Raw genomic sequence first — 24,707 nt, 5'->3', positions numbered from 1 at the left:
CCGATTTTATGTTTGAGCTGATGGGACGGTCGCATGGGGGGAAAGACACTTACGCGCGCCGACCTTGCCGAGGCCGTCTACCGAAAGGTCGGTCTGTCGCGCACTGAATCCGCCGAACTCGTCGAGGCGGTGCTGGACGAAATCTGCGAAGCGATCGTGCGCGGCGAGACGGTGAAGCTGTCGTCTTTCGCGACATTTCATGTCCGCTCCAAGAATGAGCGGATCGGGCGCAATCCCAAGACCGGGGAGGAAGTACCGATCCTGCCGCGCCGGGTGATGACCTTCAAATCGTCCAACGTCCTGAAGAACCGCATCCTGCGTTCCCACCAGAACAGCAAGGCCAAGGGCGGCAAATAGCCTCCATTGCACGGTTGAAAACCGGCTCCGCGACAACGGCGGACTTGAATATTGCTTCACAAACCGCTGAAATAAGGCCCGATTCGGCAGCATGGCCGGATGGGTGTTCTGGCTTATGATCGATTCCGCACCTGCGGAACAAGCTCTTCTCATTGTTGAGCGGGATCTCGTCGGAGCACCGTTCCGGGCTACACGCCAGCGTGAGGATTTCGCCCATGGACAAGAGCCCTGACGCCTTCCGCACCATCAGCGAGGTCGCTGAAGATCTCGACCTGCCACAGCATGTGCTGCGTTTCTGGGAGACGCGCTTCAACCAGATCAAGCCGATGAAGCGTGGCGGCGGCCGCCGCTACTACCGGCCGCAGGATGTCGAACTGATCAAGGGCATCCGCCATATGCTCTATGACCAGGGCTACACCATCAAGGGCGTGCAAAAGCTGCTGCGGGAAAACGGCAATCATTTCCTGGTCGCCATCGGCAATGGCGACATGGCCGCCGTCGAGGCGATCTCGCAGCGCAAGCAGGCCGATCAGGTGCCGCTGACGCCGGCAGCCCAACCGCGCGGCGGAGATGACGAACTGGTTGGCCAGCCAAGGGTCAAGCCCAGCCGCCGCTTTTTCGGCCTGGGCAAGGGCGACGAGGAAGGTCCGGTTGCGCCGGACGCGTCGAAGCTCTCGCGTGACAACCGCGCGCTGCTGCAGGAAGCGCTGTTTGACCTCCTGGAATGCAAGCGCCTGCTCGACCAGGTGCGCTGACCGCCGCGAAGCGCTTTAAAGCCTCGAAACTGGAACTCGCTTTGGGGTGAGGCGTTACGTTTCCTTCTGCAAGACAAGGAAACGCATGATGGCATCATTTTCGACCCTTTCGGACATCGACCTCGAAAAGCAGGTCGCGGCTCTCTCGAGGGAACTCGCCGCGTTGCGCAAGGCAGTGTCGAAGCGGGGTGGCGCTTACTATGAAGACGGCCGTGATGCTGCTCTTGATACGTATTCGGATCTTGCGGAGCGTCTGCGCGATGCCATGCCGGCAATCCGCAAACAGGGCAGGGTGATCGAGAAATCGGCACGCGAACATCCGGCGGCGGCCGCAGCGGTCGGCCTTGTCGTACTCGGTCTGGTCGCCAGCCTGCTGTTCAGCCGGCGCTGACTGCTACCCAAGAATTTCCAGAGAGAAAATGGCGGCTCGCCCTTCGGGCGCGGCCGCTATTCCCATTGACGTCAGTCGTTTGCGATACCGCTCCGGAATCTGGCCGAAGCGCGTCGGCGTAGAGGCGCACGGCACCGCTGTGCTGCCGGTGCAGAAAGGCGGATCGATCGATCCGCCACAGCCGCTCGATTCCGAGCGATCGCCGGGTTTGTCCAGTAGTCCCGGCCTGGCATTGTGACCAGGAGAAAACCAGCCTTGGACAAGAAGCCAGGGCTGGTCTTCTCGTTGCGGTGCTTAGGCCTTGTTGCCCATCTTCTTCATGTGATGATGGTGGTGGCGATGATGGTGACGGTGATGATGGTGGTGACGATGGTGATGATGCTTTGCCATTGAGGCCGCGTCCGCGCTTGTCGCGCCGACCACCGGCACCGCGAAAGCGATTGCAGCTGCAAGCCCGAGGGCCGAGAGGAGGGATTTCTTCATTGGATCGTTTCCTTTTTCGCAAGCAGGTATCGATCGGGCCGATATCCCGACCGCCGCGAACGGAATTACGCTCCCGAATTTTTTCGTCAGTATTTCCCGATTGTAGAATCTTGTTTCTGAACTGTTTCCCAGGAACCGGCTTCCTGCCCCATGATTGCCAGGGCCGAAGCCGGCTGCTTTGGCTTACATGGGCGGGATCACACCATTGTTTCCGACCACGACGCGGCTGGAACTCAGCGTGCCGTCCGCCTCGCGCTGAGCGGTAACGAAGACCGTCGCACTTGGTTTGAGATCGGTCGGGGCGGCCGGCGCGAAAGTCACGACAGGCGTGCCGTCGGGGATCGAGATATTCTTCGTCTGCCCATTGTCATAGGTCAGCGTCACGGCACGCCCGTTTATGTCGGTGACGTCCGCGACGGTGCCGTTGGTCATGCGGCTGTTCGGCTCCAGGTCCCAGGGGCGATCACCCTCTCCAGTGCCTTTCAAGGCCGCTGGAAAGACCACCACTTCCAGCGCGCCGCTGCCGCCGTCAGCCTTGGAGACGGAGGCGATGCCGACGAAATCGCCCTGCTTGATGTCTTTTACCGATGCGTTGGCGACGCCTGAAAGCTTCCAGCCGTCTTTCAGCTTGATCGCGGCCGTGTCGCCTTGACGGGTTTTCACGGTCAGCAGCGACGGCTCGAAACTGACCACCGTGCCGCGCGCGCGCAATGTGTCCGCCGCGTGCGCGCTGGCTACACCGATGCCGGAAAGCATGGAAATGGTGCCGAGCACGAGGAGAGGTGTCTTGAGGTTCATTGGAGTATCCTTTTGGGAAAGGCTGGCCGGAAGGAATGGTTTCACGCCAGCGACGTCGAGATAACGAACGGGTGGGGCGAAACTGCCGGGCAAAACCCGCTCGCGCGTTCAAAACAACTTGATCGGGACAGGGCGTGGCAGCCCCATGGGCATCCGGGTCACGATGCCGTGACGGCCAGATTGGCGCTTGGCAAATCGCTGGCGAGAGGGCATCTTCCTGCTCGTCTCAGGCAACATCCCATTTTGATCAAACGCTTTCAGCCAACGGAGTTGCCAATGCCCAACAATGCAAAAAGCCACGCCCCCTCCGAACCATTAGCCAACGAGATCGGACCGGACTACAACGCCCTCAGGGCAATGCGGGAAACGCGCGGGTACAGCCTCGAAGCGCTTTCGCTGACCTGCGGCCTCTCGGTCGAAGAAATCGAGGATATCGAGAGCGGCCGGGCGGCCGACCCGGCGAAGCTGCGTCGTATTGCGTCCGCGCTTCGTCTGCCGCAGGAAGCTCCTATTGCTTCCGCCGTACCGACGCTGGCCGCACAAGGCCGGCCTCAGGCATAGAATCGGCGCCAGGCATGCGCGAGAAACCCGCCAAGGTCCGCTTGGCGGGCTTCTTGTGGATGCCATGGCGTTCGCCTGCAGGCCGGGCTTGCCGATTTGCAGAACTTGCCGATTTGCAGATTGCACGTGTCCATATGCGCGGCACCCATCCGCGCCAATCGCATCCGCCGTGCAGCGGGTCTGAACCGTGAGTTTTTCGACATGAGCCTGGATTCCGTCGGTGCCTTCTTCGCGGCTCGCGCGCCTGATATCGAGGTCGTCGTCACGCAATCAAGTTCGGCGACAGTGGCGCTGGCGGCAGAGGCGCATGGTGTGTTGCCGGCGCAGATCGCCAAGACGATCTGCCTTCGCGTCGGCGAGCGCACCATGCTGGTCGTGACCAGCGGCATCGCCAGGCTCGACAACCGCAAGTTCAAGGACCAGTTTGGCGGCAAGCCACGCATGCTGGACGCGCAAGAGGTTGTCGCTGCCACGAGCCATCCGGTCGGCGGCGTCTGCCCGTTCGGCCTGCCGTCGCCGCTGCCGGTTTATTGCGACGTCTCGCTGCGCCAATTCGACGAAGTCGTCCCCGCCGCCGGCGCCACCAATGCCGCTGTCCGGATTGTACCACAGCGCATGGCCGATCTTACCGGTGCCGAGTGGGTCGATGTGTGCCAAGCGTAGTAGCCGGAGCTTGAGCCGGACAAAGCGGGCGATTCGACAATCGAGTGATGCGGCAGGGCGGACTTTTGGGGACAAGTCCTGCTTCGAAATGGTCGGAGTGGCCGGATTCGAACCGACGACCCCTTGACCCCCAGTCAAGTGCGCTACCGGGCTGCGCTACACTCCGGACCGGTCGCGATGTATCGTGATAACCCGGCTCGGGTCAACCGAAATTCGGCGTTAATCGTACCGGTGCCGATGTGATGGCCGGTGGACCCGGCAATACCGGCCGCAATAGCCGCTGATGGCGGTATTCGAGCGCTATGGCGCCCCAGATTAAGCCGAGCAGCAGATACATATGGCGCCAGTGGTCGATGTCGATGAAGGTGCCGAGCCCGACATTGCCGATGAAGGCGACGTAGGCGCACAGGAGGTAAGGCTGCCACGGCCGGTCACGCAGCAGGATGCGAAATCCGGCTGAGATCGTCCAGACGACCAGCGTCAGGAACGAGACGAAGCCGAGCCAGCCATAGTCCATCAGCATCTTCAGCCAGATGTCGTGTGTGTCCTCGCCGAAGATCGTGCCGAAGACCAGCGGCCCGATGCCGAATGGGTGCTCCATCGCCATCTGGAAACCGAGCGTGTAGCGGGCGAAGCGGCCCAGGCGTGCGGTGTCGTAGCTCTGTTCCAGATGCGCGCGGCTGGAGAACATCTCCGACACACCGGGCAGTTGCAAGATGACGATGATGGCGATGGCCAGCAGCGACAGCGCGGCGATCGTCATGATCACCACCCGGAGCCGGAACATGCCGCTGGCGCTCTGCAGGAACAGGCAGCCGGTGAGCAGGATGGCCGAGACCGCGAACATGCCCCAGGCACCACGCGAGAAGGAGAAGAAAATGCCGGCGCTGATGATCAGCAGCGGCACAGCCAGCAGCGGCATGCGCGTGACTGGGCCCGTCAGCAGCAAATAAAGCAGATAGATGCCGGGCAGCACCAGGAACGGCCCGAACACATTCGGGTCCTGGAAGGCGCCGGCGGCGCGGTCGTATTTGGTGAAAATTTCGGCACCGGGGAAGGCGTGGAAATAGCCCGCTATGCCAAGCAGCGACGTCGCCACCGCTGAAACGACATAGGCATTGAAGATCAGCCGGTAGAGGTTCGGCTGCGTGGCCGTAACCGATGCGAAAAACACCGCGCTGAAAGCGAGAAACAGCGACACGGCAAGATAAAGCGGGGTGTTGGCGAGATCCGCCATCTGCGTCATGGAAATCATACCGCCGATGTTCATCGTCACCAGCAGCACCAGAAGCGGCATGGCCGCGCGCGATATCCTCAGGCCGAACAGCGCCCAGATGGCGATCAGCGCGGCCATGTAGATTTCGTAAGGCGCCGGCTCGCTGATGACGAAGCCGGACAGAAGAATGCCGAGCACGACCGCGCTCGAGGAGATCAGCGTGATCAGCTTGGCGTTGACCGCCGCACGCGGCAGATCATGGCTGATCGCGCTCAATAGGCGTTTTCCGTGTTCAAGAGCCGGACCGGCGTCAGGAACAGGATCCGCAGGTCGAAAAGCAGCGACCAGTTCTCGATGTAGTAGAGGTCGTATTCCGTCCGCATGCGGATCTTTTCATTGGTGTCCATCTCGCCGCGCCAGCCATTGATCTGCGCCCAGCCGGTGACCCCGGGCTTGACCTTGTGGCGCGCGAAATAGCCGTCGACCACCTCGTTGTAGAGCAGGTTGTGCGACTGCGCGGCAATGGCGTGCGGACGCGGACCGATGAGCGACAGTGAGCCCAGCAGCGAGTTGAAGAACTGCGGCAGTTCGTCGATAGAGGTCTTGCGGATGAAGCGGCCGACACGGGTGACGCGCGGATCGTTCTTGGTCACCGTCTGCTTGGCGGTCGGATCCGACCGGTCGGTGTACATGGAGCGGAACTTGTAGACCTCGATGATCTCGTTGTTGAAGCCATGCCGCTTCTGCTTGAACAGCACCGGTCCCTTGCTGTCGAGCTTGATGGCGATCGCGGCGGCCAGCATCACAGGCGAGAACACGACGATGCCGATGAGGCTGAAGATGATGTCGAAGGCGCGCTTGGCGACCGAATCCCAATCGTTGATCGGCTTGTCGAAGATGTCGAGCATCGGTACTGAACCGATGTAGGAGTAGGCGCGCGGACGGAATTGCAGCGCGTTGGAATGCGCCGACAGCCGGATGTCGACCGGCAGCACCCACAGTTTCTTCAGCAATTGCAGCACGCGCGATTCGGCGGTCAGCGGCAACGACACGATCAGCATGTCGATGCGGGCAATGCGGGCGAATTCGATCAGTTCCGAAATCGTGCCGAGCTTGGGATAACCGGCGACGAGGGATGGCGAACGCTTGTCGTTGCGATCGTCGAAGATGCCGCAGATGCGGATGTCGTTGTAAGGCTGCTTTTCCACCGAGCGGATGAGCACTTCCGCCGCCTTGCCGCCGCCGACGATGACGGCGCGCCGTTCCATGCTGCCATCGCGCGCCCAGCGCCGGATCAGCCTCGACATCACCAGCCTGAGACCGTAGAGGCAGATGAAGGCGACGACGAACCAGGTGCCGAACAGCAGGCGCGAATAGTCTTGCGACATCTTCATGGCGAATGCCGTCAGCGCCATCAGCGCGAAGGTGCCGGCCCAGACCAGCAGGATGCGCCCAAAATTGGCGAGCGGCCGCATCAGGGACACCACCTGGTAGCAGTCGGTGACATCGAGCAGCACCACGGCGAGGAACGATGCGGCGGCGATCGTCAGCGGATATTGCCAGGCGAGATAATTGAAGAATCCGACATAGTAGAAATAGACGCCGAGCCCCGAGACGAACAGCACCGCGAATTCGACCATGCGCAGCACGCCGCTGACCATGATCGGCGACATCGTATCGCGCCGGTATTGCGACGCGACCTGCCGGGCAACGTCGTTCATGCCGCCGGGCTTGTCGCCATCGGCAGGCCCGTCGAAGTGACGCACCGCTTCTGATGAAAAGCGGTGCGCGGGGTCGATCTCGTTCATGGAACAGTCCGCAAGCTTCCCAGGGTGATTAGCAAAAGAGAGCTAAGAAACCCTTGAAACAACCTGTGGCTTTGGACGGGCCTGAGCTAACTTTCGAGCGCGGCGAAGTAGGCCTTCTCGATTTCGGCGGCCATGACGTCGGCGCCGAAGCGCGCCCTGAGCGTGGATTCGTCAGGCATCAATCGGCGATAGGTGGCAAGGTCGCCCAGCGCCTGGCTCATTTTGTCGGCGAGCTCGGCCGGATCCGGGCGAATCAGGGCGGGGGAGCTTGAACCGAAAATCTCCGGTATGCCGCCGACCGAGGTCGCGATAACAGGTCTTGCCGCGGCAAGTGCCTCCAGCACGGTATAGGGCATGGCTTCCGCGCGCGAAGGAACGACGACGAGCGCCCCCAGCACAAAGGCCTCCCGGGCCGGCATTGGCGGCAGGAAACGGACATTGTCTTCAAGCCCGAGGCGTTTCACCTGCGCGCGGTAGCGGGGCAGGTCGTCGCCGTCGCCGACCATCACCGCACTCGGTGCGCGGCCGAGCCGGGGAGCGGCGGCGGCCAGGGCATCGATGAAGATATCTGGGCCCTTGAGGTCCCGCATCATGCCAATATAGAGCAAATCAGCCGCATCGGCCCTGGCGGCTACCGGCTCGAATTCGGTGGTGCGAAGTCCATTGTAGACCAGCGTGTTCGGGATCGGCGGTTCACCCACCTTCCTGCGGTAGGTCCGCCGCTCGTAGTCGGAGACGAACAGCAGGCAATCGGTGAAGCGCGCCATGAGATACTCGAGCGCGAAGAACAGCTTTCCGGTGGCTGTGTTCTCGTCATAGTGGAGAGAGCCGCCATGCGGCGAATAGAGGCGGGCTACGCGAGACCTTGATACCCGCAACAATGAGCCGAACAGACGGGCATAGGCGCCACCCTTGGCGCCATGTCCGTGCAGCACGTCCGGCCGCAATTCCTTGATGATCCTGTAGGTGCGCCGGGCCGAGGCGAGGTCGCCCGGGCCGACGTGACGCTGCATTGGCGTACGATGAACGCCGAGCGCCAGCATGTCCTTCATCTGCCCGAAAAGATGCTCCTCGAATTCACCGCCGGTGGTCGAGTCGCAGACGATGCCGACCATGTGGCCGGCGGCGACCTGCGCTTCCGCCAGGTCGCGCACGTGCCGGAAAATTCCTCCCACGGGTGAGCGAAAGCAGTGGACGATCCTGAGCTTGTCCGCCACGAGGTGTCTGTCAGAACAGACGTTCGCGGACGTAGACGGTATCTCCCGGCAGCAGGGGATCGGAGGTGACCACACGGCCAGTTATCACCTTGCCGTTGATATCGCGGGTGATGTCGACGCTCTCCTGGTTGGCGCGTGGCGTGAAGCCCCCGGCAATGGCGATGGCCTTCTGCACCGTCAGGCCGGGCACGTAGGAATACTGGCCGGCGGCGCCCACTTCGCCCATGACGAAGATCGGCCGGTAACGATCGATCTCGACCGAGACGTCGGGGTCGCGCAGATAGCCCTGCCGTAATTTGTCGGCGATCTCCTTTTCCATCTGCTGCGCGGTATGGCCCCGTGCCGGTATGGCGCCGACGAGCGGGAAGGAAATATAACCGGACTGGTCGACGCTGTAGCTGTTGGTCAGGCCCTCCTGTTCGAACACAGTGACGCGGACCCGGTCGCCTGCGCCGAGGCGATAGGGCTGTTCGAGGACCTCGTGGAAGGCGGCCGGCGTCGGCCGGTAACTGGAACAGCCGGCGAGCATCGAAACGGCAAGCAGTGCGCGAAACAGGGAAGCAGTGCTTTTCATGACCGGACAGGTACCTTCGACTGGCCGCTGCGATGTCGCAGCAAACATCTGGGATCGGGTCCGTTATCATCCTGTTAGGGTTAATGGCCGGTAAAGGAGCGCGCCAATAGCGTTTTAGCAGGCAAGGTTTTGCTATTTTATCGATTTTTTTGTCGGCCCCGGCAAAATCCTAACGGAAGCTTACCGTGATCTTAACGGCTGGGTTACCATAGTTGTTTACGGTGCATGCTGATCCAGTTTCGGAGTGGGATGCATGTCCGTTCAATCCGCGGCCGCAGACGTCGACGTTGATCTTAGGCAGCTCTTCGCCAGCCTGGGACGCAACTGGCTGCGGATTCTGGTCTTCGTTCTGGTGGTGACGGGGCTTGCCTTCGTGGCTGCGTCGTTCGCGACCCGCCATTACAAGGCCCAGACGCAGGTGGAGATCGCCCCGCGAGAATCGGTCTACACGCGGCCCGCCAGCAGCAATCCGGACAGCGACAAGCCGATCCTCGACGAGCAGGGCGTTGCCACCCAGGTCCAGATAATTTCGTCCAACGAGATCCTCAAGCAGGTCGCGCAGAAGCTCGGCCTGTCGCGACTGGCCGAGTTCGACGAGACGATCAACATGTCGTCGCTGAGCCGCGTGCTGATCCTGCTTGGCCTGAAGAACGACCCGATGGATGTTCCGGCCGACGAACGTGTCCTGAAGAAGATGCGCGAGAAGCTCAACGTCTACGGCGTTGAAAAGACTCGCATCATTGCCATCGAGTTCTCCTCGGAAGATCCGAAGCTCGCGGCCGCCATCCCCGATGCCATTGCCGCCGCGTACATTGCGGGGCAGGGCGCGGCTAAGAGCGAATCGAACACCGCCGCCGCCGACTTCCTGGCGCCCGAGATCGCCGACCTGTCCAAGCAGGTCAGGGATGCCGAAGCCAAGGTCGCGGCTTATCGCTCGCAGTCCGACCTCCTGATGGGCGGCAACAATTCCACCCTGGCCACCCAGCAATTGGCCGAACTGTCGACCGAGTTGTCGCGGGTGCGGGCCAACCGGGCCGCGGCCGAAGGCACGGCCGAGAGCGTGCGCAAGGCGCTGCAGAACGGCGGATCGCTGGATTCGCTGCCGGAAGTGCTGTCTTCCGATCTGATCCAGCGCTTGCGGGAGCGCCAGGTCGAGCTGCGCGCCAACATCGCCGATCTGTCGACGACGCTGCTCGACAATCATCCGCGTGTTCGCGCGGCCAAATCGCAACTGGCCGATCTCGACGCGCAGATCCGCAGCGAAGCCCAGAAGATCATGAAGGGCTTGGCGATGCAGGCCGATGCCGCCAAGGCGCGCGAAAGCCAGCTCGTCGCCGACGTCAACACGCTCAAGGCTGCTTCGGCGCAGGCCGGTGAGCAGCAGGTCGGTCTCGACGCGCTGCAGCGCGATGCCGCCGCCAAGCGCCAGCAGCTCGAACTCTACCTGACCAATTATCGCGAGGCGGCGTCGCGTCAGGATCGCAACTATATCCCGGTCGACGCCCGCATCGCCTCACCGGCTTCGGTCCCCGCAGAGCCATACTTCCCCAAGGTCGGGCCGATCGTCGGTGCTGCCGCCGCGGCTTCCCTTCTGCTGGCGGCCGTGTTCACGCTGCTGCGGGAGCTTTTCTCGGGCCGTGCCATGCGCCCAGCCAGGGGCGCGCGATTTGAGCCGATCGACGAGGTGACGATGCCGCCGGCCGCCTATCAGGAGCCGTCCACCCGCCTCGAACCGGCTGTCGCCACTGAGCGCGCCACTCGCACCGCCGACGTATCATGGCCCGAAACGGTCACGGAAACTCCGGCGCAGCCGCGGTCTGCCGCCGAGTTCGAGCCCGTCGCCAAAGCGGAGCCTATCGCCGAGCCTGAACCGTTGGCCAAATCCGAATCCTTGACCAAATCTGGACCCGTGGCAGAGCCTGAGCCCATGGCTGAGCCGGAACCCGTGGAGGTTCGGCGGCCGCGCTCCGTGCTCGGCGAGATCGACGTCGAGAAGGCAGCCGAGAAGCTGATCGCCAGCGGGGCCGCGCGCGCCATATTCGTTTCCCCCGAGGGCGATGAAGCGGCGGCGTCGGCGATCCTGGTGGCGCGCGAGGTTTCCGACGCCGGACTGCGCGTCCTGCTGCTCGACCTCACTGCCTCAGGGGCTGCCTCGCGCCCGATGCTGGACAGCGGGCTTTTCCCCGGCATCACCAATCTGCTGGCGTCGCAGGCGCAGTTCAGCGACGTGATCCATGGCGACCTCTATTCCGACTGCCATGTCATCCCCGTCGGCACCGCCGATCCGATCCGCGCCATGCGTGCCGCCGATCGGCTGCCGATCATCATGCAGTCGCTGACAACAGCCTACGATCTGGTGGTGGTCGAGTGCGGGCCGGCCGATGCACAAGGCATCAGCCGTCTGGGCGGTGAGGCCACCGAGGTGTTCTTGTCCATGCTTGAGGCCGACGACGAGGTGACGCAGGCCGCGGTCAAGCTGATCGAGAGCGGCTATCCCGACCTGACGCTGGTGACGCCGCTCGGCCACGAGCCGCCAGGCAATCCGGTGCCGGGGCGGCGTTCGGCTGCCTGAGATAACAGCTGTTCAGAGGCCCATCAGATCTATTCGAGTTCCTGCGTCGTCACATCGAATATCCTGTTGGCGTATTGAGGCTAGTTTTCGTCTTCCGTGGGCACGGGCGCTGTCTGTCCAACGGCCTTGCGGCGCAGTAGCTTGGTGAGCTTCCAGATTGTCGGGCTGCTCTTGACAAAGGCCTTCAGCCGCGCGCCCTGGCGAAGCACTTGTCCCAGCGCACGGCCCTTGAGCGTCAGCGGGACGAGGACCTCGAAATGCCGGGTTTCGATATCGCACCATAGCCGCTTGTAAGGTTCGTCTCCGACGGAGAAATCATAAACCGCGAACCCGCTCCGGCAGGCATCCTGGATGTTGTCGAAGAACAGGAAGTCGCCCGGGCTGGTGTGGGCAAGATCATCCTCGGCGATCGCTCCGAACTCGCAGATCAGCCGCCTGCCCGAGCGGCTCGCTCCAGTGACGGCGCGCAGCTTGCCGGCGACTTCCAGCCCGTGCAGCACGAAGCAAGGCTTGTCCTCGGCAAGTGCTTGCTTGAACAGCCCGCGGAAGAAGGCGCGTGTCCGGCCGTCACCGAAGACGTTGGCGATGCCCATCTTGCGGAAGCGCTGTTCCTTCATCTCGAAGAACGCGTCGAGCAGCCTCTCCACATCGCCGTCGCTGCTCGCCTCGACGCGCCGGTAGCTACCGACAGCCTCGAACTTGCGCGTCTGCGAACGATGCTTCTTGCGTTTGCGCTTGCCGCTGGCGCGCAGCAGCAGCGCATCGAATCCGCCGCTGAGATCGACGGCCAGTGAAAGATTGGGGCTGGCGAAGTGATCGAGCGATGCCAGCGGATTGGCGGTGCCGTCGAGATCGGGCAGCAATCTTTCCAGCGCGATGAGATCGATATCGGGCCGGAATCTGGCGATCGCCGCGAGCATCGACTGGATGGCTGTGAGGTCGCCGCTGGCCAGCCATTGCGGTTCGGCGGCGCAGAAATTGCCATTGGCGTGGCGGCCGCCCATGAACTGGGCGACCCGCAACGGGCCGCGCTTGACCACCTCCAACGCCAGTGCGAAGGCCGGCTTGCCCTCCAGTTCCAGCGTGGCAATGAGCAGATCGGGCCTGACCTCGGCGGCCCAGTTCAACACCCATGCCGCACTTTGCGCTGGAGCACAGAGCGCCGAACGACAGAACGTCGCATATGCCGCGAGCCCCTCGGCGGCGGCGATGGAAACCGACGGCCCCGCGGCATTTCTGGGTAGTGTGCGTGGCGTGGCCTGGCTCGCCGCGAGCCGCTTGCCGTCAAATGACGCGGTTGCGTCAACCATACCTCAATCCTTAAGGCGTATTGATCCCGATTTGGGGGGCGCTCGGGCGTATTCCGTGCTTGGTTAGCCTAGGCGCAAAAGGTGAATGAATGATCGACGGTGGGGAGGCAATCCGGAAACTGGCGCTCAACGTCGCCCGTTATACCGGCCTCGCACCGCTGGCCAGGCCGTTTGTCGGCGGCATTGGCGCCATCCTGATGCTGCATCGCGTGACGGCGACGCCCGAAAAGCCCGACAGCGTCAACCGGCACCTCAACATCGCGCCCAGTTTCCTCGATGCCGTGATCGCCGACATGAAAGCGGGCGGCTATGCCTTCGTTTCGATGGATGAAGCGGTGGAGCGTATCGAGGCAGGCGGCAAGGGCGGCCGGTTCGCCACCATCACCGCCGACGATGCCTATCGCGACAACATGACCGAGGCCCTGCCGGTGCTGGAAAAGCATGGCACGCCGCTCACCATCTATGTGGCGCCCGGGCTGATCGATGGCTCCGCCCACCTTTGGTGGGATGTGGTGGAGGATATCGTCAATGCATGCGACCGCCTGACTTTGGCCACATCGAACGGCCCTGCGGTGATCGATTGCGGGACCCCCGCCAGGAAACATCAGGCCATTGCCCGCTTGCATGCCTATTTCACCACCGAGGTCCGCGAGGAAGACCTGCGGACCGTGCTGCGCGGTCTCGCCGCGTCGCATGGTGTCGACGCCGACGCCCCGCGCCTGCGCACGCTGATGAACTGGGATGAGATCCGCGCCGTCGCCGCGCACCCTCTGGTGACGATAGGCGCCCACACGATCAACCACAGCAATCTGAAGCGGCTTTCCGAGGCCGATGCGCGGCGCGAGATCGGCGCCGTCAAGGACATGCTGCGGACCGGACTTGGCGAGGAGCCGCGCCATTTCGCCTATCCCTATGGCTATGCCAGCGCCGTCGGCTGCCGCGAAGTGGGCTTTGCGCGCGACGCCGGCTATGCCTCAGCCGTGACCACCCGCCACGGCGTGCTGCGCGCCGAACATGCCGGCTTCCTGCATGCCTTGCCGCGCATTTCGGTCAATGGCCGCTACCAGAGCCTCGCCCACATCCGCACCATGCTGTCGGGCGTGACGACCCCGCTCGCCAATGCCGGCAAGATGCTCGTTACTATCTGACATACGGCCTGGCCGGGCAGGGCTCAGCGCTTAGTCCGCGGCTCCAGCATCAGCCATTTGATGATGCCCATTGCCGGCAGCACCCAGAGCAGGCCGCTGACGAGGAAAAACAGGAATTGCACCAGTGCGCCCGATTCCGACAGGCGGGCGACGGCGAAGATCGAGGCGACCAGCGCGTAGATGATGACCAGCGCCAGCAGCAGGAACATTCCGATCAGTTTTTTCAGGCGAATGGGCATGTCTTAGCCTCGTTGATGGCTACCGCTTAGGCCGAACGCAAGGCACGCGCAACCCACGACACCGGGCGCGACGGCGTGCCGCGCTGCGCGGCCTTGCCAGCAGGAGTGCGATGGTTCACCAATCCGCGACATTCAACCTGCCGGGACATATCCATGGCCGCCATCACCGCCGCCGCGCCCTATCAGGCCCGCGACCGCGACCTGCACAACCGGGCACTCGTGCGCGGCTGGCTCTACGTCGTGCTCCTGGTGCTGTTCGCGCTGGTGCTGGTTGGCGGCGCCACGCGGTTGACCGAATCCGGCCTTTCGATCACCGAATGGCAGCCGATCCATGGCGTCGTCCCGCCGCTCAACGACACCGAGTGGCAGGAGGAATTCCAGCGCTATCAACAGATCCCGCAATACACCGAACTCAACAAGGGTATGAGCGTCGAGGCGTTCAAGTCGATCTTCTGGTGGGAATGGGCGCATCGCCTGCTGGCGCGCAGCGTCGGCCTGGTCTTTGCCTTGCCGCTGCTGGTCTTCTGGGCGACGCGTCGCATCGAGCGCGGCCTTGGGCCGAAATTGGTCGGCATCCTGCTTCTCGGCGGCCTGCAGGGGGCCATCGGCTGGTGGATGGTGGCGTCCGGCCTGGTCGACCGCGTGTCGGTGAGCCAGTACAGGCTGGCGACGCATCTCACGCTGGCGGCACTGATCTTCACCGCGACCATGGTCGTCGCGCGTGGCCTTGCGCCGCATTCCGAGCCCGCGGCCGATCGCTCGACGCAGCGGCTGGCTGGTTTCATCGTGCTTCTGGCGCTGATCCAGATCTATCTCGGCGGCCTGGTTGCCGGTCTCGACGCCGGCATGAGCTACAACACCTGGCCGCTGATGGACGGCCGGATCATTCCCGGCGATCTGCTCGTCCTCGAGCCGGCGTGGCGCAATTTCTTCGAAAGTCCGAAAACGGTGCAGTTCATCCATCGGCTTGGCGCCTATACGGTCTTCGCCGTCGCGCTCTGGCACATGATCGCCACGCGTCTGCGTCTGCCCGGCTCAACGCATGCGCGACGCGCGACACTGTTGTTCGGTCTGGTGCTGGTGCAGGCTTCGATCGGTATTGGTACGCTGCTGATGCAGGTGCCCCTGCACATGGCGCTGACCCATCAGGCTTTCGCGCTCGTTGTGCTGGGCTTTGCCGCCGCGCATTGGCGCGGCACCAAGGGCGCCTATCCCTTACCCAACGAGATTGCCGTCGGACGTTGAGTGCAGCCGATCACATCCAGAATTCGTTCGACTGGGTCGTCTTCTCGCCGTCGAATTCAGCCTGACGCAGTGCGGCGGCGGATGGTGCCGATTTGTCCTGGTCGGCCTGGCCGCCTGGTCCTGATTTGCCTTGGCAACCCTGTCAGCGGCCTTGAGCGCATCGAGCCTGGCCTAGGCGACGGCGATATGCACCTGGCGGTCTGGGGAGCCGTCCTCGAGCCGCACCTTCCAGATGCCGCTCGAAAAGGTCTCGGCCATGAGTTCCGGTTCGCTGACCTTCCAGCGCGCTGGAAAGGCTGGTGCATCCATCAGAGACCGAGCATCAGGTCCATGTTCTGGACGGCCGCACCCGAAGCGCCCTTGCCGAGATTGTCGTAGACCGCCAGCAGCAGCGCCTGGGCTCTGCTGTCGTTGGCAAAGACATAGACCTTCATACGGTTGGTGCCGTTGTAGATCTCCGGATCGATGTCAGGCACGCGTTCCAGATGCGTATAGGGCGCCACCTCGACCACGCCGCCCTGGATCGCGGCGAAATGGTCCGCAATGGCGGCGTGAAGTTCGGCACCCGTCGGCACGCGGTCGAGGCCACCGAGCTGCAACGGCACCACCGTAATCATGCCTTGCGCGAAATTGCCCACCGCCGGCTGCATGATCGGATCATGCGACAGCTTCGCATAGGCCCTCAATTCCGGCACGTGCTTGTGCTGCAGGGTCAGGCCATAGGGCAGGAATTCCGAAGCGTCCTCGCCCTTGGCGACATAATCCTCGATCATCGGGCGCCCACCGCCCGAATAGCCCGTAATGCCGTTGACCGCGATCGGGAAACTGGCCGGCAGCAGGCCTGCGGTGACCAGTGGCCTGAGCGTTGCGATCGGCCCCTGCGGCCAGCAGCCGGGATTGGCGACGCGCTTGGCCGTGGCGATCTTTTTCGCCTGCTCCTTGTCCAGTTCGGCGAAGCCATATTCCCAGCCTTCGGCCACGCGATGCGCGGTCGACGCATCGATGACCTTGGTGGTTTCGTTGGCGATCAGCGAGACGCTTTCCTTGGCCGCATCGTCGGGCAGGCATAGGATCGCGATATCGGCGGCGTTGAGGAATTCGGCGCGGGCGGCCGTTTCCTTGCGGCGCTCGACCGGGATGGAAATGATCTCCAGATCGCCGCGCTCGGCAAGCAGCGCCCGGATCTGGAGGCCGGTGGTGCCGTGCTCGCCATCGATGAAGATTTTCGGTTTCATTGCCTGATCAAATTCCCTGATATCTCGAAACTATATGCCGTTGCCATGATTGACCGTGGCGCCATTGTGGTTGCCGTTGTTCAGCTCCTCGAGCCGGGCCTTTCGCTCGGCCAGCAGACCGAGATATTGCATGGCCACCATCGAACCGGCGATCGCCGTTATATCGGCGTGATCGTAGGCCGGCGCAACCTCCACGACATCGGCCCCGACAATATCGACCTGGTTCAGCTGGCGCAGCGTCGACAGGATCTTCGCCGACGACGGGCCACCCGAAACCGGCGTGCCGGTTCCCGGCGCATAGGCCGGATCCAGGCAGTCGATGTCGAAGGTCAGATAGGTCTTCTTGCCACCGGTGCGATCGACGATCGCGTAGGCGATGTCGGAGGCGCGCATTTCCTCGATTTCATGACCATGGAGAATCTTGATGCCGAATGTGTCGGGCGCATGGGTGCGAATGCCGATCTGGATCGAGCGATCGGGATCGATGATGCCTTCCTTGACCGCGCGGCCGACGAAGGAACCATGGTCGATGCGCTTGCCGTCATCGGGCCATGTGTCCTGATGGGCGTCGAACTGCACCAAGGCCAGCGGTCCGTGGATGGCGGCGTGCGCCTTGAGCAGCGGCCAGGTGACGAAATGGTCGCCACCAAGCGTCAGCAGGAAGGCGCCCGATTTCAGGATCTTGGCCGCCTCGCGCTCGATCGTGCCGGGCGTCTTCTGATGGTTGCCCGAATCGAGCAGGCAATCGCCATAATCGACCACGGCAAGGTGTTCGAACAGATCGCGCGAGAACGGGTATTGCGGGTCGTTGTCGAGGATCGCGGAGGCGCGGCGGATCGCCTGCGGCCCAAACCGGGCGCCCGGTCGGTTAGTGACGGCGGCGTCGAAGGGAATGCCCCACACCACCGCATCCGCGCCCTTCACGTCCTTGGTGTATTTGCGCCGCATGAAAGACAGCGCGCCGGAGTAGGTCGGCTCGAGGGCACCACCCGTTTTGGAGCGGGCGGTGAAGGCATGGTCGATGGTGTTGGTCGCCATTACGGGTCCTCGTTTTCATCGGGGTGCAACAACTACAGAACCGGCATGGAAGATGCCAGTCACGGCTTGGGGAGACGAAAGCGCGCCGCCCGGGTGCCACGGCAAGACAGGACTTGTATCATCATGACGCAGACCGCGTTTCTTAATCCGTCGGATGCCGTGGTGTCGACCCACACCGGTACGATCGCCGGCGATCGGTTCCGGGTTCTCGATTCGTGGCGCGGCATTTGCGCGCTGCTGGTGGCGCTGTTTCATTTCCCGACCGCCTCGACGATCTCGCAGAGCAGCTTTATCGGTTCGTCCTATCTCTTCGTCGACTTCTTCTTCGTCCTTTCCGGCTTCGTCATCGCCTCCAGCTATGCCGATCGGCTCGGCCGCACTCAGGAGGTCTGCCGCTTCGCGCTGGTCCGTTTCGGCCGCATCTATCCGCTGCATCTGGTCATGATTGCCGCCTTTGCCGCCTTCGAGCTGTTGCGGCTCGTGCTACCGCAGCTGCATGGCACGGGCGCTGCTCCTTTCACCGGTGGCTTCGACCTCAAGAGCTTGGCTGCCAATCTCCTTTTGCTGCAAGGTGTCGGCTTCGAGGATCGGTTGACCTGGAACGCCCCGAGCTGGAGCATCTCGGCCGAGTTCTTTGCCTATCTCCTGTTTGCCGGGGCGGTCTTCGTCGCCGGCGCGCGGGCCTGGATATGGTTGGTCGCCGCCGCTGTCACCGCGCCGCTGTTCCTGCTCGGCTTCTCCACGCATCATATGGATGTGTCCTATGATTTCGGCTTCATCCGCTGCCTCTACGGCTTCTCGCTGGGCGCCCTGCTGGCCTGGTTTCAGCATGATTCCATTGCAGGAGCGCGACAGGTTCTGGCCGCAAACGGCCCGAGGATGAGCTGGACTGTTGCCGAAATCGTCATGGTGGTCGTCATCGCTCTCTTTGTCTCGCTGGCGGGCGACAATGACGCCGGCATCGCCGCGCCCCTGGTGTTCGCCTTGGCACTGTTTCTCTTCGCTCATGAAGGCGGCTGGATCAGCGCGTTGCTGAGGACGCCGTTCATGCTGACGCTCGGCGCGCTGTCCTATTCGATCTACATGGTCCACATCTTCGTTCAGGCGCGCCTGATCAATGTCGCCGGGCTGGTCGAGCGCAAACTCGGCCTCGGCCTGGTTGGCGACATCGTACTGCGTGGCGAGCCCGCGACCGGCTTTGGCGCTGGCTGGACGGGGTCCATGGCGATCGTCGTCATGCTCGCCGCCACCATCGCCGTGTCGTGGGTGACCTGGCGCCTGGTCGAAATGCCTGCGATGGCCTGGTTCCGCCGGCTGTCGAAGCGCATCTGACCCGCATCCAACCGCTAATGCATGTCGCCCAAAGTGAGCTCGGTTTGGGCAAGACGACATGCATAAAATCAGGAGCTTACAGCGGTCGGGCGAATCCGATTCGACGCGACGTGCTGTAAAGCGCGGCGCCTGAATCCGTTTCGATGCGACGCGCCTTAGCCGGCTTCGTTCACCGGGATGTCACCGATGTCGCCTATCCCCGGCTCGATCCGGCAAGGAGCGATTCTCGATGCGGACGATCTGGCTGAGCCTTCTGTTTTCCACGGCGCTTTCCGCCGCTTCCGGTCAAGCCTTGGCCGGCGAAACCCGCGCCAGGCAGATCCTCGACCGCTTCGAACATGCCAACCAGTGGCGCGACCATGTCATGGTGGCCGCCCATCGCGCCGGCAGCATGCAGGCCGGCAAGACGCTCTATGCGGAAAATTCGCTTGCCGCCGTGGAGGGCTCGATCGCGATCGGCGCCGAAATCGTCGAGGTCGACATCCGGCGCTCGAAGGACGGCGCGTTCATCGTCATGCATGACAGCTGGCTCGACCGCACGACGACCTGCAAGGGCGAGGTCATCAACTACACGCTGGCCGAGTTGAAGAGATGCCGGCTGGTGATCGAGGGCACCCATGCCGTCACCAACGAGACCGTCTCGACATTGCGCGAGATGCTGATGGCGACACGGGACAGAATCCTCATCAATCTCGACAACAAGCTCGAGGTCGGCGACCTCCCGGGCATGATCGCGGTGGCGCGCGACCTCGGCATGGCCGAGCAAGTCATCGTCAAGGAAAACCTTTGGAACCAGAACAGGATCAGCACGGTGAAGGCGGCCATGACTGCCGCAGGCGGGGGCTTCCAGTTCATGCCGATCATCGCCGATGACGCGGTCCATGATGCGGGCTTCGCCTCGACGGTCGACCACGCTTTCGCGCCGCGCGCGATCGAACTGATCAACTGGCGGGCGGGCGCCGAGACGCTGACCGAAACCGGCGGGCCGCTGTTCAGCACGCGCATGCGCGCCGAGGCGGTAAGGGGCGACTGGCATATCTGGGCCGACACCTATGCCATCGTCAACAAACCAGGCGGCTTCCTCGCCGGCGGCCGTGGCGACGAACTGGCGGTCCAGGCCAGCCTGCCGCGCGAAGTCTGGGGCTTCTGGGCCGATCGTGGCGCCACCATCATCCAGACCGACGAGCCGAAAGCGGCGATCGGCTGGCTGGCGGCGAATGGTTATCGGGTGCCCTATGCCGGCACGGGCGAACGCATCGAGCCAGCCGCGACCGCCAGCATCAATTGATCCGCCGCGTTCAAGCAAAAAGGCCGCACGGAGGCGGCCTTTTCGACTGTCCGAAAATTCGAAACGGTTAGCGCTTCGAGAACTGGAAGGAACGGCGGGCCTTCGCCTTGCCGTACTTCTTGCGCTCGACGACGCGGCTGTCGCGGGTCAGGAAGCCGCCCTTCTTGAGCACGGCGCGCAGCGCCGGCTCGTAATAGGTCAGCGCCTTCGAGATGCCGTGACGCACCGCGCCGGCCTGGCCGGAAAGTCCGCCGCCGACGACGGTGGCGATGATGTCGTATTGGCCCGAGCGGTTGGACGCGATGATCGGCTGGTTGAGGATCATCTGCAGGACCGGACGCGCGAAATAGGTCGCGAATTCCTTGTCGTTGACAACGATCTTGCCGGAACCCGGCTTCACCCAGACGCGCGCGATGGCGTTCTTGCGCTTGCCGGTGGCGTAGGCGCGGCCCGACTTGTCGAGCTTCTGGACGTGGACGGGGGCGGCGGCCTGCGTGTTGGTGTTGCCGGTGGCGGCGCCCAGTTCTGCGAGCGAGGAAAGCTCAGCCATCTTATGCGACCTTCTTGTTCTTGGAATTCAGCTTGGCCACGTCGAGGACTTCTGGCTGCTGGGCGACATGCGGATGCTCGGCACCTGCATAGACGCGCAGGTTCTTCATCTGGCGGCGGCCGAGCGGGCCACGCGGAACCATGCGCTCAACGGCCTTCTCGACGACACGCTCGGGGAAACGGCCCTCGAGCAGCTGACGCGCGGTGCGCTCCTTGATGCCGCCGGGGTGGCCGGTGTGCCAGTAATAGACCTTGTCGGTGAACTTCTTGCCGGTGAATACCACCTTGTCGGCATTGATGACGATGACATTGTCGCCGTCGTCGACATGCGGGGTGAAGGTCGGCTTGTGCTTGCCGCGAAGATGATTGGCGATGACAGTGGCGAGACGGCCGACGACGAGACCCTCGGCGTCGATCAGGATCCACTTCTTCACCACATCCGCAGGCTTCTGCGAAAAGGTTGTCATGTTTTCTGCTCTCGGTTCTGACCTTCGGGAGTGAAGGCGTTTCTTGTTGCTTGGATTGGCGAAAGACGCTTGTCATCAGCCAATAACAAAACGGCGGCCTTTGCGGGCCGCTGCTTCGTGAAGGCTTATAGGCGAGCGGAGTAACAGCGTCAAGGTAGCGGAAAAGTCCTGTAGCGCAGAAAAGGCTGTAGAAACAGCATGTTGGATTAAAGGTATTATTTTACCACATTGGCGGCGCTCTGCGGCGGGATCGAGTAGGTGCCCGTGGCATGCGCGATCGTGTGTCCTTCCGGGCCGGCGACGATGTCAATGTCGAACACCATCAGGCTCTTGCCGAGCTTCAGGATGCGGCAATGGCCATCGATCGGCCCGGCCTCGGCCTTGCGCACGAAATTGATGTTGAGGTTGGTGGTGACCGAGAGCGCATCCGGCCCGGCATGGCTGAGCACGCAGACATAGCCGCCAATGTCGGCCAGCGTGAACAGGGCAGGGCCGGACACCGTGCCGCCGGGACGCAAATGCCGTTCACCGGCATTGAGCCGTACGATGCAGCCGCCTGGAAACACATCGATCGCCTCGTAGGCGGCGGCACTCTCGTTGAGTTGGGGAAAGACCGTTTCCATCAACAAATTGATCTGCGCTGCGGTCAGCACCGGCTTGAGGTTGGTCTGGGCGGGCATCTCGGTCTCTCGTTCTGCGCCAAGCCTGTATGGGCGCAGCCGGGTGTTTCTGGCAACATATACATCATGCTGGCGCAAGCGATGGGTGTTGGACGAAACCCGATCCGATATTAGATACTCTGCCTGCACGACCGGAATCGCGGAGATCTTAGCCATGGCCGAAATCCTTGCCATCAAGCCTGCTGCCGCCGACGAGGGCCCGGTCACGACAAGACGGGAGAAGGGCGTGCTGCGCCTGACGCTCGCCAATCCGCCCGCCAATGCCCTGTCGCTTTCGGTGATGGCGGCGCTCGTGGCGGAGTTGGAACACGCCAAGGCGGACAAGGCCGTTCGCGTTATTGTGCTGTCGGCGGCCGGCAAGGTGTTCTGCGCCGGCCACGACCTCAAGGAAATGACCTCGCGGCGTGCCGATGCCGATCGCGGCAAGGCCTTCTTCGAAGAGACCTTTGCCGCTTGCGCCATGCTGATGCAGACGATCGTGCGCCATCCCTTGCCTGTCATCGCCGAGGTGGACGGCCTGGCGACAGCCGCCGGCCTGCAATTGGTCGCCAGCTGCGATCTGGCGATCGCCTCGCATGAGGCGACCTTCTGCACGCCGGGCGTCAACATCGGCCTGTTCTGCTCGACGCCGATGGTTGCGCTGTCGCGCAACGTCTCGCGCAAGCAGGCGATGGAGATGCTCTTGACCGGCGAGACGATCGACGCCGCGACCGCCAAGGAATTCGGCCTCGTGAACCGCGTCGTGCCGCGCGAGTACCTGAATCAGATTGTCACCAAATACGCGCAAACCATTGCTTCCAAATCCTCTTTGGTGATCAAGGCCGGCAAGGAAGCTTTTTACGCGCAGGCCGAGATGGGCTTGGCCGATGCCTATGCCTATACCGGCCGCGTCATGGTCGAGAACATGCTGGCGCGGGACGCGGAAGAGGGCATCGGCGCTTTCATTGGCAAGCGCAAGCCGGAATGGACGGACGAATAGGATCATGGAACCGCGCATTTCCATCATCACCATCGCCACCGAAGATCTGGATCGCGCCGTGCGCTTCTACGAGGCGATGGGTCTGAAGCGCCACGCGGGGATCACCGACGGTGTCGCCTTCTTCCAGATGGGCGGCGCCATCCTCGGCCTGTTCCCGCGCCCCAGCGCCGAGGAGGACTCCGGCATCACCTTCGCCCAGGCGCCCTCGGCCGTCTATCTCGCCTACAACACCCGCTCCGATGCCGAGGTCGACGAAGTGCTGGCGCAGGCGGAAAAGGCTGGCGGGCGCATCATCAAGCCGGCCGGCCGCGCCTTCTGGGGCGGCTGGTATGGGTACTTCGCCGATGCCGATGGGCATGTTTGGGAGGTGGCTCATAACCCGGCCTTTCCGATCGCGGACGACGGCACGATTTCGCTGCCTGATTGATGGCCTACCGCAAGCAACTGACACGGCTCAAGGCACCGTACCTCAAACGGATTTTGCTCGACCGGGAGCGGGTTACGGACTGGGAGAAGTATCCGTGGAACCTGCCGCTGTTTCGCGGCCACGCGTTCGAGCTCGAATTCACCACGCCCATCACCATCATCGTCGGCGAGAACGGCACCGGTAAATCCACGCTGCTCGAGGCGATCGGCGCGCTGGCCGGCTATGACGAAGCGGGCGGCGGCAAGGGCTACCGGCCGGTCGACCATTCCGGCGCCATCGACGAGAGTGGCGCCGCACTGGCCAACACATTCCGTGGCCACTGGTTGCCAAAAGTCACCGCCGGCTGGTTCTTTCGCGCCGAATCCTTCTACTCGGTGGCCCGCTACCTCGACCAGGCAGCGCTGGAAGATCCGTTCAAGCCACCGCCGCCGGATTTCCTGTCCTGGTCGCATGGCGAAGGCTTCATCCGCTTCTTCGAGGAGCGCTGCCGCAGGCAAGGCATCTATATCCTCGACGAGCCCGAGAGCGCGCTTTCGCCGACGCGCCAGATCGAATTGCTGAAGATGCTGCGGCGCATGGACCAATCGGGCACCGCGCAGGTGATCATGGCGACCCATTCGCCGCTGTTGATGGCCTGTCCCGGCGCGCAGCTGTTCCGCATCAGCCGCTTTGGGCTCGAGCTTGCCGACTTTCGCGATACGGACCACTTCCGCATGCTGCGCGATTTCAGCAATGACCCGGATGGTTTTCTCGCCGAGGCGTTGTATGAGGACGAGACATGAATCACGATAGCTACGACAACACCTATATCGGTGGCATCCTCAATTCGGTGAAGTCGATCGCCATGGTCGGGGCGTCGGCCAATGATGTCAGGCCGAGCTATTTCGTCCTGAAATACCTGCTGGCCAAGGGGTTTTCGGTGTTCCCGATCAATCCTGGCCAGGCCGGCAAGGAAATCCTCGGCCGAATGACCTATGCCAGGCTGGCCGACATACCGGGGCCGATCGACATGGTCGATATTTTCCGTAATGCCGCGGCGGTCCCAGGGATCGTCGACGAGGTGTTGCAACTCGATCCCTTGCCGAAAGTCATCTGGATGCAGCTTGGCGTGCGCCATGACGAGGCAGCCGCTCGCGCCGAAGCCGCCGGCATCAAGGTGGTGATGAACCGCTGCCCCAAGATCGAATATGGCAAGCTCTCCGGCGAGATCGGCTGGACCGGCGTCAATTCCGGCGTGCTGTCGTCCAAGAAGCCGCTGATGCGCCAGGGTTTTCAGAGTTTCGGCGTGCGCCAGAAATAGACGCGGCGTAGAGGCGCAAAATTATTCCGCGTATTGCCGCATTATCCTGCGGTGTGATCGAAGGATCGGCGCCGA

Annotated in this window: 28 protein-coding genes and 1 tRNA gene; 15 read left to right on the top strand and 14 right to left on the bottom strand. The window is 62.9% G+C overall.

Translation table 11 applies throughout. The features are described from left to right. Positions 1-33 precede the first annotated feature (33 nt). The 4 genes from LB557_RS02320 to LB557_RS02305 all read left to right on the top strand — a co-directional run bounded on the left by LB557_RS02320 (position 34) and on the right by LB557_RS02305 (position 1,896). Positions 34-357, top strand: a complete 324-nt coding sequence (locus tag LB557_RS02320; protein ID WP_010915609.1) for an integration host factor subunit alpha — start codon at positions 34-36, stop codon at positions 355-357. A gap of 215 nt (positions 358-572) precedes the next feature. Then, positions 573-1,112, top strand: coding sequence for a MerR family transcriptional regulator (locus LB557_RS02315; RefSeq protein ID WP_015318228.1), 540 nt, complete (start codon positions 573-575; stop codon positions 1,110-1,112). A gap of 88 nt (positions 1,113-1,200) precedes the next feature. Next, positions 1,201-1,503, top strand: coding sequence for a hypothetical protein (locus tag LB557_RS02310; protein WP_015318227.1), 303 nt, complete (start codon positions 1,201-1,203; stop codon positions 1,501-1,503). Between the two features lie 255 nt (positions 1,504-1,758). Next, positions 1,759-1,896: a hypothetical protein gene (locus tag LB557_RS02305; protein ID WP_157163662.1), complete on the top strand. Its 138-nt coding sequence runs from the start codon at positions 1,759-1,761 to the stop codon at positions 1,894-1,896. 273 nt (positions 1,897-2,169) lie between these two features. Here LB557_RS02305 and LB557_RS02300 read toward each other — a convergent pair whose 3' ends face one another. Continuing rightward, positions 2,170-2,784 (bottom strand): hypothetical protein, encoded by a 615-nt coding sequence (locus tag LB557_RS02300; RefSeq protein WP_224642300.1) that lies wholly within the window; start codon positions 2,782-2,784, stop codon positions 2,170-2,172. 276 nt (positions 2,785-3,060) lie between these two features. On the opposite strand from LB557_RS02300, the gene LB557_RS02295 reads away from it, so the two are divergent. After that, a complete protein-coding gene (locus LB557_RS02295; RefSeq protein ID WP_015318224.1) occupies positions 3,061-3,345 on the top strand; it encodes a helix-turn-helix domain-containing protein in 285 nt (94 codons plus the stop codon). 201 nt (positions 3,346-3,546) lie between these two features. After that, the gene (locus LB557_RS02290) at positions 3,547-4,008 is read left to right on the top strand and encodes a YbaK/EbsC family protein (protein ID WP_140617044.1); all 462 of its coding nucleotides are present in this window, start codon (positions 3,547-3,549) and stop codon (positions 4,006-4,008) included. Between the two features lie 89 nt (positions 4,009-4,097). On the opposite strand, the gene LB557_RS02285 is transcribed toward LB557_RS02290, so the two are convergent. The 5 genes from LB557_RS02285 to LB557_RS02265 all read right to left on the bottom strand — a co-directional run bounded on the left by LB557_RS02285 (position 4,098) and on the right by LB557_RS02265 (position 8,823). Beyond that, a tRNA-Pro gene (locus tag LB557_RS02285) sits at positions 4,098-4,174 on the bottom strand. A 36-nt stretch (positions 4,175-4,210) separates the two neighbouring features. Further along, positions 4,211-5,500 (bottom strand): O-antigen ligase family protein, encoded by a 1,290-nt coding sequence (locus LB557_RS02280; RefSeq protein ID WP_224642279.1) that lies wholly within the window; start codon positions 5,498-5,500, stop codon positions 4,211-4,213. Continuing rightward, positions 5,497-7,032, bottom strand: a complete 1,536-nt coding sequence (locus LB557_RS02275; RefSeq protein WP_140617042.1) for an undecaprenyl-phosphate glucose phosphotransferase — start codon at positions 7,030-7,032, stop codon at positions 5,497-5,499. The genes LB557_RS02280 and LB557_RS02275 overlap by 4 nt, the downstream gene beginning before the upstream one ends. Before the next feature lie 86 nt (positions 7,033-7,118). Then, entirely contained in the window at positions 7,119-8,249 is a 1,131-nt protein-coding gene (locus LB557_RS02270; RefSeq protein ID WP_140617041.1) for a glycosyltransferase, read from the bottom strand. A 10-nt stretch (positions 8,250-8,259) separates the two neighbouring features. After that, positions 8,260-8,823 carry a polysaccharide biosynthesis/export family protein gene (locus LB557_RS02265; protein ID WP_041163468.1) on the bottom strand — a complete coding sequence of 188 codons (564 nt, stop codon included), beginning with the start codon at positions 8,821-8,823 and terminating at the stop codon, positions 8,260-8,262. Between the two features lie 253 nt (positions 8,824-9,076). Between LB557_RS02265 and LB557_RS02260 the strand changes: the two genes are divergently transcribed. Beyond that, positions 9,077-11,395: a GumC family protein gene (locus tag LB557_RS02260; RefSeq protein WP_224642280.1), complete on the top strand. Its 2,319-nt coding sequence runs from the start codon at positions 9,077-9,079 to the stop codon at positions 11,393-11,395. An 80-nt stretch (positions 11,396-11,475) separates the two neighbouring features. Here LB557_RS02260 and LB557_RS02255 read toward each other — a convergent pair whose 3' ends face one another. Continuing rightward, a complete protein-coding gene (locus LB557_RS02255; protein WP_224642281.1) occupies positions 11,476-12,705 on the bottom strand; it encodes a GNAT family N-acetyltransferase in 1,230 nt (409 codons plus the stop codon). Positions 12,706-12,794: 89 nt separating this feature from the next. Here LB557_RS02255 and LB557_RS02250 point away from each other — a divergent pair, with 89 nt between their 5' ends. After that, positions 12,795-13,853 (top strand): polysaccharide deacetylase family protein, encoded by a 1,059-nt coding sequence (locus tag LB557_RS02250; RefSeq protein ID WP_224642282.1) that lies wholly within the window; start codon positions 12,795-12,797, stop codon positions 13,851-13,853. Between the two features lie 23 nt (positions 13,854-13,876). Here the strand turns inward: LB557_RS02250 and LB557_RS02245 are convergent, their stop codons facing one another. Further along, positions 13,877-14,092 carry a DUF2842 domain-containing protein gene (locus tag LB557_RS02245; RefSeq protein WP_015318215.1) on the bottom strand — a complete coding sequence of 72 codons (216 nt, stop codon included), beginning with the start codon at positions 14,090-14,092 and terminating at the stop codon, positions 13,877-13,879. A gap of 153 nt (positions 14,093-14,245) precedes the next feature. Here LB557_RS02245 and LB557_RS02240 point away from each other — a divergent pair, with 153 nt between their 5' ends. Further along, positions 14,246-15,337 (top strand): COX15/CtaA family protein, encoded by a 1,092-nt coding sequence (locus tag LB557_RS02240; RefSeq protein WP_224642283.1) that lies wholly within the window; start codon positions 14,246-14,248, stop codon positions 15,335-15,337. Positions 15,338-15,508: 171 nt separating this feature from the next. On the opposite strand, the gene LB557_RS02235 is transcribed toward LB557_RS02240, so the two are convergent. The 3 genes from LB557_RS02235 to speB are packed head-to-tail and all read right to left on the bottom strand — an operon-like array spanning position 15,509 to position 17,610. Beyond that, positions 15,509-15,646 (bottom strand): hypothetical protein, encoded by a 138-nt coding sequence (locus LB557_RS02235; protein WP_411970512.1) that lies wholly within the window; start codon positions 15,644-15,646, stop codon positions 15,509-15,511. Continuing rightward, on the bottom strand, positions 15,646-16,572 hold the full coding sequence (gene argC / locus LB557_RS02230) for an N-acetyl-gamma-glutamyl-phosphate reductase (RefSeq protein ID WP_224642286.1): 927 nt from the start codon (positions 16,570-16,572) through the stop codon (positions 15,646-15,648). The genes LB557_RS02235 and argC overlap by 1 nt, the downstream gene beginning before the upstream one ends. Before the next feature lie 30 nt (positions 16,573-16,602). Beyond that, on the bottom strand, positions 16,603-17,610 hold the full coding sequence (gene speB / locus LB557_RS02225; RefSeq protein ID WP_015318212.1) for an agmatinase: 1,008 nt from the start codon (positions 17,608-17,610) through the stop codon (positions 16,603-16,605). 123 nt (positions 17,611-17,733) lie between these two features. On the opposite strand from speB, the gene LB557_RS02220 reads away from it, so the two are divergent. Both LB557_RS02220 and LB557_RS02215 read left to right on the top strand, forming a co-directional pair. After that, positions 17,734-18,942, top strand: a complete 1,209-nt coding sequence (locus LB557_RS02220; protein ID WP_224642288.1) for an acyltransferase family protein — start codon at positions 17,734-17,736, stop codon at positions 18,940-18,942. A 229-nt stretch (positions 18,943-19,171) separates the two neighbouring features. Then, positions 19,172-20,230, top strand: a complete 1,059-nt coding sequence (locus LB557_RS02215; RefSeq protein ID WP_224642290.1) for a glycerophosphodiester phosphodiesterase family protein — start codon at positions 19,172-19,174, stop codon at positions 20,228-20,230. Positions 20,231-20,297: 67 nt separating this feature from the next. Here LB557_RS02215 and rpsI read toward each other — a convergent pair whose 3' ends face one another. The 3 genes from rpsI to LB557_RS02200 all read right to left on the bottom strand — a co-directional run bounded on the left by rpsI (position 20,298) and on the right by LB557_RS02200 (position 21,926). Further along, positions 20,298-20,780: a 30S ribosomal protein S9 gene (gene rpsI / locus LB557_RS02210; protein ID WP_015318209.1), complete on the bottom strand. Its 483-nt coding sequence runs from the start codon at positions 20,778-20,780 to the stop codon at positions 20,298-20,300. Between the two features lies 1 nt (position 20,781). Further along, positions 20,782-21,246: a 50S ribosomal protein L13 gene (gene rplM / locus LB557_RS02205; protein WP_010915638.1), complete on the bottom strand. Its 465-nt coding sequence runs from the start codon at positions 21,244-21,246 to the stop codon at positions 20,782-20,784. 215 nt (positions 21,247-21,461) lie between these two features. After that, entirely contained in the window at positions 21,462-21,926 is a 465-nt protein-coding gene (locus tag LB557_RS02200) for a PaaI family thioesterase (protein WP_015318208.1), read from the bottom strand. Positions 21,927-22,080: 154 nt separating this feature from the next. Between LB557_RS02200 and LB557_RS02195 the strand changes: the two genes are divergently transcribed. From LB557_RS02195 to LB557_RS02180, 4 genes are read left to right on the top strand one after another with little or no spacing between them, the layout of a single operon-like run. Further along, complete coding sequence (locus tag LB557_RS02195) at positions 22,081-22,905, top strand: enoyl-CoA hydratase (RefSeq protein WP_224642292.1); 825 nt, start codon at positions 22,081-22,083, stop codon at positions 22,903-22,905. 4 nt (positions 22,906-22,909) lie between these two features. Continuing rightward, entirely contained in the window at positions 22,910-23,332 is a 423-nt protein-coding gene (locus LB557_RS02190) for a VOC family protein (RefSeq protein ID WP_140717524.1), read from the top strand. Next, positions 23,332-24,114: an AAA family ATPase gene (locus LB557_RS02185; protein ID WP_140617030.1), complete on the top strand. Its 783-nt coding sequence runs from the start codon at positions 23,332-23,334 to the stop codon at positions 24,112-24,114. Before LB557_RS02190 ends, LB557_RS02185 begins: the two co-directional genes overlap by 1 nt. After that, entirely contained in the window at positions 24,111-24,632 is a 522-nt protein-coding gene (locus LB557_RS02180) for a CoA-binding protein (protein WP_224642294.1), read from the top strand. Before LB557_RS02185 ends, LB557_RS02180 begins: the two co-directional genes overlap by 4 nt. Positions 24,633-24,707 lie beyond the last annotated feature (75 nt).

It is taken from the genome of Mesorhizobium sp. BR115XR7A (assembly GCF_020165315.1).
In the GTDB taxonomy this organism is placed as follows: Bacteria; Pseudomonadota; Alphaproteobacteria; order Rhizobiales; family Rhizobiaceae; genus Mesorhizobium; species Mesorhizobium australicum.
This window is presented reverse-complemented; position numbering and strand designations above follow the sequence as displayed.